At 54.3% G+C, this 13,073-nt stretch carries 12 protein-coding genes; 5 read left to right on the forward strand and 7 right to left on the reverse strand.

All coding sequences use genetic code 11. The features are described 5' to 3' along the window. Nucleotides 1-348: 348 nt before the first annotated feature. Nucleotides 349-1,281, reverse strand: a complete 933-nt coding sequence (dusC, locus tag ROR01S_RS02355) for a tRNA dihydrouridine(16) synthase DusC (RefSeq protein ID WP_004864755.1) — start codon at nt 1,279-1,281, stop codon at nt 349-351. 370 nt (nt 1,282-1,651) lie between these two features. On the opposite strand from dusC, the gene ROR01S_RS02360 reads away from it, so the two are divergent. The 4 genes from ROR01S_RS02360 to sanA all read left to right on the forward strand — a co-directional run bounded on the left by ROR01S_RS02360 (nt 1,652) and on the right by sanA (nt 4,596). Next, a complete protein-coding gene (locus ROR01S_RS02360) occupies nt 1,652-2,059 on the forward strand; it encodes a CidA/LrgA family protein (RefSeq protein ID WP_004864758.1) in 408 nt (135 codons plus the stop codon). Further along, nucleotides 2,049-2,744, forward strand: a complete 696-nt coding sequence (locus ROR01S_RS02365) for a CidB/LrgB family autolysis modulator (RefSeq protein WP_004864760.1) — start codon at nt 2,049-2,051, stop codon at nt 2,742-2,744. Before ROR01S_RS02360 ends, ROR01S_RS02365 begins: the two co-directional genes overlap by 11 nt. Before the next feature lie 127 nt (nt 2,745-2,871). Next, entirely contained in the window at nt 2,872-3,756 is an 885-nt protein-coding gene (gene cdd / locus ROR01S_RS02370; RefSeq protein WP_064359077.1) for a cytidine deaminase, read from the forward strand. 126 nt (nt 3,757-3,882) lie between these two features. After that, entirely contained in the window at nt 3,883-4,596 is a 714-nt protein-coding gene (gene sanA, locus ROR01S_RS02375; protein ID WP_004864763.1) for an outer membrane permeability protein SanA, read from the forward strand. Nucleotides 4,597-4,835: 239 nt separating this feature from the next. Here the strand turns inward: sanA and mglC are convergent, their stop codons facing one another. The 6 genes from mglC to folE all read right to left on the reverse strand — a co-directional run bounded on the left by mglC (nt 4,836) and on the right by folE (nt 11,872). Beyond that, complete coding sequence (mglC, locus tag ROR01S_RS02380; RefSeq protein ID WP_004864765.1) at nt 4,836-5,846, reverse strand: galactose/methyl galactoside ABC transporter permease MglC; 1,011 nt, start codon at nt 5,844-5,846, stop codon at nt 4,836-4,838. Nucleotides 5,847-5,861: 15 nt separating this feature from the next. After that, nucleotides 5,862-7,382, reverse strand: a complete 1,521-nt coding sequence (gene mglA, locus ROR01S_RS02385; protein WP_004864767.1) for a galactose/methyl galactoside ABC transporter ATP-binding protein MglA — start codon at nt 7,380-7,382, stop codon at nt 5,862-5,864. A gap of 176 nt (nt 7,383-7,558) precedes the next feature. Further along, a complete protein-coding gene (mglB, locus tag ROR01S_RS02390; RefSeq protein WP_004864769.1) occupies nt 7,559-8,557 on the reverse strand; it encodes a galactose/glucose ABC transporter substrate-binding protein MglB in 999 nt (332 codons plus the stop codon). Between the two features lie 293 nt (nt 8,558-8,850). Next, on the reverse strand, nt 8,851-9,873 hold the full coding sequence (gene galS, locus ROR01S_RS02395) for an HTH-type transcriptional regulator GalS (RefSeq protein WP_004864771.1): 1,023 nt from the start codon (nt 9,871-9,873) through the stop codon (nt 8,851-8,853). 155 nt (nt 9,874-10,028) lie between these two features. Next, nucleotides 10,029-11,186 carry a DUF418 domain-containing protein YeiB gene (gene yeiB / locus ROR01S_RS02400; protein ID WP_004864773.1) on the reverse strand — a complete coding sequence of 386 codons (1,158 nt, stop codon included), beginning with the start codon at nt 11,184-11,186 and terminating at the stop codon, nt 10,029-10,031. A gap of 17 nt (nt 11,187-11,203) precedes the next feature. Next, a complete protein-coding gene (gene folE, locus ROR01S_RS02405) occupies nt 11,204-11,872 on the reverse strand; it encodes a GTP cyclohydrolase I FolE (RefSeq protein ID WP_004864775.1) in 669 nt (222 codons plus the stop codon). 360 nt (nt 11,873-12,232) lie between these two features. Between folE and fghA the strand changes: the two genes are divergently transcribed. Then, nucleotides 12,233-13,069, forward strand: a complete 837-nt coding sequence (gene fghA / locus ROR01S_RS02410; protein ID WP_004864777.1) for an S-formylglutathione hydrolase — start codon at nt 12,233-12,235, stop codon at nt 13,067-13,069. Nucleotides 13,070-13,073 lie beyond the last annotated feature (4 nt).

Here is a 13,073-nt window from a genome sequence, read left to right on the forward strand (position 1 = left end):
ATATCCGTTGTGACTGAATAAGGGTAATAGCTGGCCCCAGGCAATAAACCCGCCCGTTTTTCGTCTTTATATTTATTTTTTCAATACCTGCCCGTCAGCCATTCAACGGCTTTGTTGACACACATGGGCAGATCATAAGTCATTGCTTTAAATGAACATTTAATTCCTCAAAAATAAAAGGCAAAAAAAAACCTAAGCACTCCAGCCACAAATGGCGGAAGTGCTTAGGTTTTGCCTGTATCAGTAGCAACCCTGAATATATAAGTTACACAATATCACTCAGCGACAGAAATGCCCATCAGCAGATGGTTCCCGAGTAATAAAGTGTGAGCGATTTAACAATCTTCCCTAATAACGGGCAATGGCTAGCGCAATGTCCGCCGAGGTTTTCAGCGTGCGTATTTCATTAAACACGACCAGCGCCTCATCATATTCTTTGCGTAAATAACTGAGCCACTGTTTAATTCGCGCAACATGATACAGCCCGGTATCGCCCTGTTTTTCCAGACGCGTATATTTTTTCAGTAGCTCCACGACCTGCGGCCACGGCATGCGCGGTTCGTTATATTTGATGACCCGACTTAAATTTGGCACGTTTAGCGCGCCGCGACCAATCATTACCGAGTCGCAACCGGTGACCGCCAGACACGCCTGTGCGCTTTGCCAGTCCCAGATTTCGCCGTTAGCGACAACCGGAATTGACAGCCGCTGGCGGATTTCGCCAATCGCCGCCCAGTTGATCCGCTCCGCTTTATAAGCGTCTTCTTTCGTGCGGCCGTGAACCACGAGCTCCGTCGCGCCGGCCTGCTCTACCGCATCGGCAATTTCGAACTGCCGCGCTCCGCTGTCCCAGCCCAGGCGAATTTTGACCGTCACCGGCAGATGATCCGGTACCGCTTCGCGCATTGCTTTTGCGCCGCGATAGATAAGCTCCGGGTCTTTAAGCAGCGTCGCCCCACCGCCGCTGCCGTTCACCAGCTTTGACGGACAGCCGCAGTTCAAGTCAACGCCCCAGGAGCCCAGCTCCACCGCCCGCGCGGCATTTTCCGCCAGCCACTGCGGATATTGCCCCAGCAGCTGAACCCGAACGCGGGTGCCAGAAGGAGTGCGGCTTTGATGATGGAGTTCCGGGCACAGTTTATAGAACGATTTTACCGGCAGCAGCTGATCCACCACCCGCAGAAACTCGGTGATGCACAGATCGTAATCGTTAACCTCGGTCAGCAGCTCGCGCACCAGCGAATCGAGCACGCCTTCCATCGGCGCCAGTAATACACGCATATTGTTACCCGGAAAAAAAAGAGGCGCTATGGTAGCGCCTCTGTGCGTCGGTTGAAAGATCTCAATGTGGTTCGGCTGCGCCTGGCAGGTCGAGAGGTGCGATAAGGCAGGGATACCGCCCTTCGCGTCACGCGCAATTTGCCACGCCGCGAACAGCGGAGTTGCGCCGGGGCGGCGGGACAAAAGCGCAGCGCCCCGCTCTCCACGCGGCGCTTTCACTATTATTTATCGCAGGATTCATCAACATGCATTCCGCATGCCCGAAGGTTCCATTACTCTATTAAATCTATGCCTGGAATTCATGATGTGATCGGTAGCACATTTCAAGGTTTAATTGTATGATGAATACGGTTCATCAAGGGTTATTACCATGAGTAAATCGCTGAATATTATCTGGCAGTACCTGCGGGCTTTTGTCCTGATCTATGCTTGTTTATACGCCGGGATTTTTATTGCTTCCCTGCTGCCCATTACCATTCCAGGCAGCATCATCGGCATGCTGATTTTGTTCGTTCTTCTGGCGCTACAGATTATGCCGCCGAAGTGGGTCAACCCCGGCTGTAACATATTGATTCGCTATATGGCGCTGCTGTTCGTGCCTATTGGCGTTGGCGTCATGCAATATTGGGATCTGCTGCGTGCGCAGCTCGGCCCGGTGGCAATCTCCTGCACGATCAGTACATTAGTGGTCTTCCTGGTGGTGAGCTGGAGCTCACATCTGGTTCACGGCGAACGTAAAGTGGTCGGTCAAACGGAGGACGTCAAAGATGATGCATGAAATCTGGTGGTCCTTGCCGCTGACGCTGATCGTCTTTTTCCTCGCCCGCAAGCTGGCCGCGCGGTTTAAATTTCCGCTGCTGAATCCTCTGCTGGTGGCGATGGTGGTGATCATCCCCTTTTTGTTGCTCAGCGGTATCTCCTACGATCGCTATTTTCAGGGCAGTAAAATTCTCAACGATTTACTTCAGCCTGCGGTTGTGGCGCTGGCCTTCCCGCTGTATGAGCAGCTGCATCAGATCCGCGCCCGCTGGAAATCGATCATTACGATCTGCTTTATCGGTAGCGTCGTGGCGATGGTGACCGGCACTACCGTCGCGCTGCTGCTCGGCGCGACACCGCAAATCGCCGCGTCGATTATGCCGAAGTCGGTCACCACGCCGATTGCGATGGCGGTCAGCGGGAGCATTGGCGGTATTCCGGCCATCAGCGCGGTGTGCGTCATTTTCGTGGGGATTCTCGGCGCGGTTTTCGGCCACAGCCTGCTTAACCTGATGCGCATTCGCACCAAAGCCTCGCGCGGCCTGTCGATGGGGACCGCATCGCATGCCCTCGGGACCGCCCGCTGCGCGGAGCTGGATTATCAGGAAGGGGCTTTCAGCTCCCTGGCGCTGGTGCTGTGCGGGATTATCACCTCGCTGGTGGCCCCCTTTTTGTTCCCGCTGATTCTGGCTATCGTCGGATAGATGTGACTTAAGTCACATTTATCAGTGCAACATAAACATGTTGCATAAACAATGAGATATTAATCACATATACGGGCTACCCCCGCCCGTACACTAGATTCCCATTACATTGTTATGAGGCAACGCCATGCACCCACGTTTTCACGCTGCTCTTCCCCACCTGGCGGCAGACCTGCAAACGGCCATCGCACCGATGCTGATCGACCCACACTTCCCGGCTTTGCTGGATGCCGGTCAGGTCGCCGCGCTGCGGAATGCAACAGGCCTCGATGAAGACGCGCTGGCCTTTGCGCTGCTGCCGCTCGCGGCGGCCTGTGCGCGCGCCGACCTGTCCCATTTTAACGTTGGCGCCATCGCCCGCGGTATTAGCGGTACCTGGTATTTTGGCGGCAACATGGAATTCCTCGGCGCCACGATGCAGCAAACCGTGCACGCCGAGCAAAGCGCCATTAGCCACGCGTGGCTGCGCGGCGAACGCTCGCTCAATGCTATTACCGTCAACTACACCCCCTGCGGCCACTGTCGTCAGTTTATGAATGAGCTGAACAGCAGCCAGGTTCTGCGTATTCATCTGCCGGGTCGCGAAGCGCATTCTCTACAGCACTATCTGCCGGATGCCTTCGGTCCGAAAGATCTCGAGATTAAAACGCTGCTGATGGATGAACAGGATCATGGTTTCCCGCTAACCGGCGACACTCTGGCGCAGGCGGCCATTCAGGCAGCCAACCGCTGCCATATGCCGTACAGCCAGTCGCCTTCCGGCGTGGCGCTGGAGTTGAAAGACGGCACCATTTTCGCCGGTAGCTATGCGGAAAACGCGGCATTTAACCCAACGCTGCCGCCGCTGCAGGGAGCGCTCAACCTGCTGAGCCTCAACGGATATGACTATCCGGATATTCAGCGCGCCATTCTGGCTGAGAAAGCCGATGCGGCGCTGATTCAGTGGGATGCAACCGTAGCAACGCTGAAAGCGTTGGGTTGCCACAATATTGATCGCGTCCTGCTCGGCTAAGTGACCCGTCATGCGGGCCCTGTTGGCCCGCATTGTTGAAAATCCCCGCAATTAAACGATGGTTTCTTGCTCTTGCCCGGCGGGTAAAGTAGCCTGATAGCTCCATTGTCCACATGAGTCAGGTGAATGTTAAAGCGTGTGTTATACAGCCTGTTAGTCCTGTTCGGCCTGCTGCTGTTGACCGTGCTGGGTCTTGACCGTTGGATGAGCTGGAAAACCGCTCCCTATATTTATGATGAACTCCAGGATCTGCCCTACCGCCAGGTTGGGGTGGTGCTCGGTACCGCCAAGTACTATCGCACCGGAGTGATTAATCAGTATTATCGCTATCGTATTCAGGGTGCGCTGAACGCTTACAATAGCGGCAAGGTGAACTACCTGCTGCTGAGCGGCGATAATGCGCTGCAAAGCTACAACGAACCGATGACCATGCGCCGCGATTTAATCAAAGGCGGCGTCGACCCTGCCGATATCGTGCTCGATTACGCCGGGTTCCGCACCCTCGACTCTATCGTGCGCACCCGCAAGGTTTTCGATACCAACGACTTTATTATCATTACCCAACGCTTCCACTGCGAACGGGCGCTGTTTATCGCCCTGCATATGGGGATTCAGGCGCAGTGTTACGCCGTACCTTCGCCGAAGGATATGTGGAACGTGCGTTTACGTGAGTTTGGCGCCCGGTTTGGCGCGCTGGCGGATTTGTACGTGTTCAAACGCGAACCCCGCTTTTTAGGGCCGCTGATACCGATACCAACTTTGCAGGAAGTGCCGGAGGGAGCGCAGTCCTATCCTGCCGTAACGCCAGAACAGCTGCTGGAACTGCAAAAGAGTAAATGACGGGTCGTTGATGGCGGTATGCTTTCCGCCGGCCCACTCCGCCTTGCGCGGTCAGCTATTTATCGTGGTCTGGTTCAGGTAAACGGGTGTTCGGGCGAAGCGTTGCGCTAAGTGAGCTCTACAGCGGCCCGCCAGTAACCAGGCAGAGACCGCGACACCCCCTCCCGCTTTCACCCTGGCCGTGGTAAACAGACGAAAAAAAGCCCGCGCAAATGCACGGGCGGGATAACAACGGACGGTTATTTTTTGCGCGCGTATTTCAACGAATCCAGCGCCACGGCGAAGATAATGATCGCCCCTTTGATGATGTACTGCCAGTAGGGGTTTACGCCGATATAGGTCAGGCCGTAGTTGATAACGGTGAAGATGATCACCCCGGTCACCACACCAAGCACCGTCCCCACACCGCCGCTGAACGACACGCCGCCGACGACGCAGGCCGCGATCGCATCCAGCTCATACATAAAGCCGAGGTTGTTGGTCGCCGAACCGATACGCCCGGCCTCCAGCAGACCGCCAAAAGCATAGAACACACCGGACAGGGCATAAATCATCAGCAGGTTCAGCGCCACGTTAACACCGGAAACTTTGGCCGCTTCCGGGTTACCGCCGATGGCAAAAATGTTTTTACCAAAACGGGTTTTATTCCACAGGATCCACACGAAGAAGACCGCAATCGCCGCGTAGAACGTAATGTACGACAGGCGGAACGACCCCAGCGCGATAAACCCTTGGGCAAAGTGTGAGAAGTGGCTGTCAAAGCCGGAAATAGGCGATGCGCCGACAAAATCGTAGTACAGGGAGTTGATGCCATAGACGATGATCATCGTACCGAGGGTGGTGATAAACGGCGTCACGTTCAGGTAAGCGATAATGATCCCGTTAATCAACCCGATAACCGCACCGATTGCGCAGACCAGCAGGATCACCAGCGGAATCGGCATAGTCGCCATCTCCGGGAACACCTTGTTGGCATTATCGACCGCCTGGAGCATGGTTGCGGCGATAACCGCCGCCAGCCCGACCTGACGACCGGCAGAGAGGTCGGTACCCTGGGTCACAATCAGCCCGGCAACGCCGAGCGCGATAATAATACGCACCGAAGACTGAGTCAGGATGTTACTCAAGTTCAGCAAACTTAAGAACGTGGGGTCCTGGAAAATAATAATCGCCAGCAAAACCAACAGCACAACGTAAATCCCACCGTCTTTCAGGTACGTGAGAAAACTTTTTTTATTTAACGCACTCATGAGAAGCCCCTGCTCTTAAAGATGCAACGACGCAAGACGTAAAATTTCGTTCTGCGTAGTAGTTTTTGTCTCAACAATTCCGGCAACAAGACCGTTGCTCATAACCAGAATACGGTCGGTAATACCCAGCAGCTCCGGCATCTCGGAGGAAATAATGATGATCCCTTTATTTTTCTTCGCCAGCTCAGCAATCAGCTGATAAATTTCGAACTTCGCGCCAACATCAATCCCGCGCGTGGGTTCATCAAGCATCAGAATTTCCGGCTGGGTTAAAAGCCAGCGACCAATAATAACCTTTTGCTGGTTACCACCGGACAACGAACCAATTTGCGTATGCTGCCCGGGGGTTTTCACGCGCATCGAGTCAATCACCCACTGGGTATCGCTTTTCATGCGGGAATTGTCCAGCAGACCCACCTTGTTTTTATATTTCTTAATATTGGAGATCAGCGAGTTAAAGCCGATATCCAGATAAGCATAAATACCGGTGGAACGGCGTTCTTCGGTGACTAACGCAAAACCGTGGTTAATGGCTTCATTCGCGCTATGGTTATTGATCTTCTTGCCGTGCAGCGTAATCGTGCCGCCTGATTTTTCGCGGATGCCGAAAAGGGTTTCGACAATATCGGTACGCTTCGCTCCCACCAGCCCGGCGATACCGAGGATCTCCCCTTTTCGCAGATCGAAGGAGACATCGCGAATCGACGGCTGACGCAGCGAGGTCAGGTTGCGCACTTCCAGAATGGTTTCACCGGGCGTGTTGTGCTTCTCCGGGAAGCGCTGGGTTAACGAGCGCCCGACCATCATGGCGATGATCTTATCCATATCCAGGCCTTCCAGCGGCTGGGTGGCAATCCACTGACCATCACGCAGAATCGTGATTTCATCGCATAGCTGGAAGATCTCTTCCATCTTGTGAGAAATATAGACAATACCGCAGCCGCGTTCTTTCAGCTTACGGATAATCTTAAACAGGTGATTAACTTCTTTCTCCGTCAATGATGACGTAGGCTCATCCATAATGACAATTTTGGCGTCATAAGAAAATGCCTTGGCGATTTCAATCATCTGCATCTGCGATACTGATAACGTGCCGACGCGAGCGCGCGGATCGATATCAATATCCAGTTCATCAAATATTCCCTTGGTATCGCGATACATTTTTTCCTGATCGACAAACACGCCTTTGGTGGGATAACGCCCCAGCCACATGTTGTCCATCACCGAACGTTGCAATACCAGGTTTAACTCCTGGTGAACCATTGAAATACCGTTTTCCAACGCTTCTTTCGCGGAATGGAAATCGATCTCTTTTCCCTGAAAAAGAATACTACCGGAATCTTTTTGATAGATTCCAAAAAGGCATTTTAATAATGTCGACTTACCCGCACCGTTCTCTCCCATTAATGCATGAATAGAATGAGGACGGACTTTCAGATTGACATTATCGAGTGCCTTGACGCCAGGAAACGATTTGTTGATATTGCTCATTTCCAACAAGAATTCGCCTGACCGTTCGCTATTATTGCTGACCATAGTTATACCTGGCTGCGTTCATGCACACCCCAACCGACGCAGACGCGTCGCTATCAGGGTCGGGTTCTGTATCAGGAATAATCGGGCGTGAATATCCGGGTATTTCCGCTTGCCGCAGCATTCGCTGTTCGGCAAGCGGAGCTGTTCCGGGAGCGCTCACGCCCGTAACTCAATAATTATTTACCGATAAACTGGCTCAGATTGTCTTTATCTACGCCAACATAAGGTACGCGGACGATCTTATTCTCAATCTTCCAGTTAGTACCCGCTGCCGCTTCTTTACCATCGGCCAGGTTTTTCGCCAGATCGAAGGTCGCTTTCGCCTGGTTGTTAGCATCGTTCAGCACGGTACCGGCCATCGCGCCAGATTTTACCAGCGCCAGTGCTTCAGGCAGGGCATCGACGCCGAATACCGGAATGCTGCTCTTATTGTGAGCCTTCAGCGCTTCAACCGCGCCCATTGCCATCGCATCGTTGTTGGCGATAACCACTTCGATTTTGTTCGCGTTCGGACCTGACAGCCAGGCATCCATCTTATCTTTCGCCTGAGCGGTATCCCACATCGCGGTGTCCATCTGCAGCTGCTGAGTCTTCAGACCTTTGTCATTCAGCTCTTTAACCACGTAAGTGGTACGCGCTTCAGCATCCGGGTGGCCCGGCTCGCCTTTCAGCAGGACATACTGAATCTGACCATCTTTGTTCAGATCCCAGTTCGGATTGGCTTTCCAGTGCTTGGCAATCAGGTCGCCCTGAATAATCCCGGACTCTTTGGAGTCAGTCCCGACGTAGAAGGCTTTGTCATAGCTATCCAGCGCTTTGCGAGACGGCTCTTTGTTAAAGAACACCACCGGTACGTTCTGGCCGCGCGCTTTTTCGATAACGGTGCCAGCCGCTGCCGGGTCCACCAGGTTAATCGCCAGCGCCTTCACCCCTTTTGCCAGCAGGACGTCAATCTGATCGTTCTGTTTGGACTGGTCATTCTGCGAGTCATTCATCAGCAGCTGAACGTCTGGCGCTGATTTGCCGTCTTTCTCAATCGCCTTGCGCACGACCGACATAAAGTTGTCGTCATATTTATAAATGGTTACGCCGATGCGGGTATCCGCTGCGTGTGCCGCGGCACCAAATAACATGCTAGCCATAACAGCAGACAGGGTTAACACCTTCTTATTCATGGAATCTCCGGTTTTATTATGCAGGGTCGTTGGTGTGAAAATAGCCGGCGGGGACTTGTTACATTAGTGTTACCGCACAACAACATTCACGACTGTAAATTCTGTCTTCCGTGTAGGGTAACGCTCCAGAAATAGGACTTAATTAAGCGTTTAGCGCCTTATTGCTACGGTAAAAGTGATTAATCACCGTGACATAGTGGTTCAGACTGGTAAACGAGGCCATCATAATCAGTTGAATGTTAATATACTGTGAATTTACTCACAGATTGAAAGCGGTTACATAAGGCACATCATCAGTTAGTGATCGGCCCCGCAATTTGTCGCGGCATCACCGAATGACGGCGTACCAGCGTTGGCATAAAGCAATGACGCGCTTCATGATCCAGTTTGCCTGCCGCCCCCAGCAGCGCCAGCTCCGTTGCCAGCTTTGCCATTGACATAACAGGATAGCGCACGGTCGTCAGCTGTGGGTCGGTGTAACGAGAAATAGGGATGTCGTCAAAGCCGATCAACGACAAATGCTGCGGTACCGCAATGCCGTTATCTTTGAGCGTCGTCAGCGCCCCGGCCGCCATGCTGTCATTGTAGGCAAAGACCGCGGTGAGGCCTAAATTGCGCCCCAGCAGCTCAACCATAGCCGCTTCTCCACCCTGCATATCCGGCGTGCCCGAGCCGATCCAGCTATCTGGCGCAATAATATTTTGTTCCTGTAACGCCTTACACCACCCTTCCCGGCGCATATCGTCATCTTCAATGCCGTGGTTTGAGGAGAGGTAGCCTATGCGCTGATGGCCGTGGTTCAGCAGCATCCGCGTGGCCATCAGCGCCCCGCTGACGTTATCCAGCCCCACGCAGCGGTGCGCGTAGCCGGGCACAATGCGGTTAATCAGCACCATCCCCGGAATATGCTCCATAAAGTCGCCAAGCTCTTCATCGCTGAGGGCTTTGGAATGGACGATCAGCGCGGAACAGCGCTGGCGAATCAGCACCTCGATGGCATGACGCTCTTTTTCCGCCTCATGGTAGCTATTGCCGATCAACACATATTTCTGGTGCTGCTGAGCGACCGTATCCACCGCTTTGACCAGCGCGCCGAAAAAGGCATCCGACACATCCATCACCACCACGCCAATGGTGTCGCTGACCTGCGTCGCCAGCGCCTGGGCGTTGGCGTTCGGCCGGTAGCCCAGCTGCGTTACCGCTTTCATTACATTTTCCCGCGTATCCGGGCTCACCAGCGCGCTGTTGTTCAGCACGCGCGAGACGGTCGCCACGGAAACGCCCGCCTGACGGGCGACATCACGAATGGTGATCATGCTTACCGCCCTTAAGAGAATTGCAATACGTCACACCCACCTCCTGTGTTCAGCAAGGTGGCTATTCTGGCAGCGACGTGCTGCACGCTACGTGAGAGATGTCACAAGCCTGGAAACGGTTACATCCGTTTTGTTAATGATTGTGATCGAGATCGTTATCTGGATGTGTTTTTTAGTGATGTCCCCGACGCACGCAGGGTTAACTGACGCCACAGCCATTCCACCGGCCCCTGACGGAAATGACGTAGCCAAAAGAGAGAGAAGGTGATATTTACCGCCCAGACCGGCACCACGAAAGCCAGCAACTGCAGACGGTCAAACTTCATAAACAGGCCAAAACGGTAAAAAATAGTGGTGCAGACCAGCGTTTGCAGCAGATAGTTGGTAAGCGCCATCCGCCCGACGCAGGCGATAGCCCCCACCAGCCGCAGCCTGCACAGCTGCGGCCAGAAGCCCCATGCCAGCGCGGCATAGCCTATGGTCTGCAGCGGGGCGCCCAGTTCGCGAGGAGCCTGTAACAGGAACGCACACCAGCGAGGATTCCACCCCAGATGCCACTGGGCAAAAATAGCCGGCAGATTGACGGCCATGCCGGCGACAATCAGCAGGGCGCCGGTGCGGCGATAGTGGCTAAGGCTAAACTGCCCTTTTAACCAGCCGCTGCGCATCAGCGCCGCTCCCATTAGCATCATCCCCGCCAGCTGCCAGCCGTACTGCGCCCCCAGCGCCAGCAGGTTATCGGAGAGCATATCGGCACGGTTGCTGACCGCCTCCAGCCCGCCGTTCAGCTTCCAGTATTGCTCATACTGTAAATTGGCCGCATCGGGCACCCATGAACGGTTCGGCGCGCCGCCGGAAATCACGCCGAGCAGCACGAGCACCGCAACACCGATGACGTAGAGCACGACGCCGGTGTTAAACAGCGATTTGATGTGATGCGCATCGCGCACCATGCGCCACGCCACCAGCCCCACCAGCGCATAGGCCAGCAGGATATCGCCATCCCAGAACAACAGACCGTGGATAAAACCCAGCAGCGCCAGGAGCGTCAGGCGCGACTGGATCCAGCGCTTGCCGCGAGGCAGCAGCATCTGTAGTCCGGCGCCAAACAGCAAGGCAAACAGCGTCAGAAATTTGACCTGCGCAAACAGATCGAGAATTGCCCAGGTCCAGGCATCGCTGAGGGAAATGCTCCCGGACCACGCCGGGTTGAGGTAGGCGGCCTTCGGCAAGCCGAAGGCGCTGATATTGAGAAGCAGGATCCCAAGGATGGCGACGCCGCGCACAAAGTCCAGCGTGACATTTCGCTCCATCTGCCCTGCTCCGTATTTTAGTTGTGGTGACGTACGGCGCGCAGGAACTCCTGGCGAGTATTCTGGCTGGATTTAAACAGGCCGCCCAGAGAGGTCGTCGTCGTGGCACTGGTGGCATCACGGATGCCGCGCGCTTTGACGCAGTAATGCACCGCATCAATGGATACCGCAACGTTGCTGGTGCCCAGCAGCGTCTGCAGCGCCGTTAAAATCTGCTGAGTCAGTCGCTCCTGCACCTGCGGGCGCTGAGAGAAGAACTGCACGATACGGTTAATTTTCGACAGGCCGATGACCGAATCTTTCGGGATATAGGCTACCGTCGCTTTACCATCAATAGTGACAAAGTGGTGTTCACAGGTGCTGGTCAAGGTAATGTCACGCACGGTGACCATTTCATCGACCTGCATTTTGTTTTCGATAACGGTGATTTTTGGGAACCTGGCATAATCCAGCCCGGAAAAAATCTCATCGACGTACATCTTGGCGATGCGTCGTGGCGTTTCCATCAGGCTGTCATCAGTTAGATCAAGATTCAGCAGTTGCATAATCTCGGTCATGTGTCCGGCAATCAAGCTCTTGCGAGTTTCATTATCAATTTCTTGTACTGGCGGACGCAGCGGCGTCTCCAGCCCACGAGCGACCAGCGCTTCATGAACGAGTATGGCTTCTTTACTCAGTGCTGACATTTAGGTTCTCCTGCAGGTGTGGCGCTCTTTGCTCTTCTGCGGGCAAAGTTTGCATTCATTGTGCGTGAGGTGGCGCACATAATCCAGTAGCCGAAACGATAATTATTGAAATTTGCGTGAGCTATTGATCCCTCGCGACGGGCCCTGCCTGCCGCTAATTAAACTTGCCCTACTCGCCTTTCACTCAGCCACTTAGCGCCACGCGGTATGGCACCGTTTCCGGCGGGCGGGCATGTTGGCTAAAAGTTGCATTAATGATGCAATATGTTCCTCAAAGGAGGAAGTGAAAGTTACTCACGGGTAGATGAAATATCTGTATTATGACCTGACACCCGCATTTACCTTCCTGAGGAGCCCTGCATGGAATTGCTTGAAGAGCATCGCTGTTATGAAGGTCGGCAGCAACGCTGGCGGCACGACTCCAGTACCCTGAACTGTGCAATGACGTTCAGTATTTTTTTACCTCCCCTGCGTGATGAGACGCCGCCGCCGGTGCTCTACTGGCTGTCGGGGCTGACCTGCAATGATGAAAACTTCACCACCAAAGCGGGCGCCCAGCGTATCGCTGCCGAACTTGGTCTTGTGCTGGTGATGCCGGATACCAGCCCTCGCGGCGATGATGTCGCCGACGATAGCGGTTGGGATCTGGGCAAAGGCGCAGGTTTTTACCTGAATGCCAGCCAGGCGCCGTGGTCTGCGCATTTCCAGATGTACGACTACCTGCGTGATGAACTGCCGCAGCTCATCCGTTCGCAGTTTCACGTCAGCGAGCGCTGCGCAATCAGCGGTCACTCGATGGGCGGGCACGGCGCACTGATCATGGCGCTGAAAAACCCGGGTCGCTTTACCAGCGTTTCCGCTTTCGCGCCCATCGTTAACCCTACGCAGGTTCCCTGGGGGCAAAAAGCCTTCACCGCCTATCTGGGGGCCGATGAATCGACCTGGCAGGCGTGGGACAGCTGCGCATTAATGCAGGCCAGCCAGCCCGGCGATGCCATTCCGACGCTGATAGACCAGGGCGATAACGACACATTCCTCGCGCTACAGCTGCAGCCGGCGGTGCTGGCAGAGTGCGCGCGGCAGAAGGCGTGGCCGTTAACCCTGAGAATTCAGCCCGGCTACGATCACAGCTACTATTTCATTGCTTCATTTATCGAAGATCATCTGCGTTTTCATGCCCGCTATCTGCTGGCCTGATTGC

Source organism: Klebsiella ornithinolytica NBRC 105727 = ATCC 31898 (assembly GCF_001598295.1).
In the GTDB taxonomy this organism is placed as follows: Bacteria; Pseudomonadota; Gammaproteobacteria; order Enterobacterales; family Enterobacteriaceae; genus Klebsiella; species Klebsiella ornithinolytica.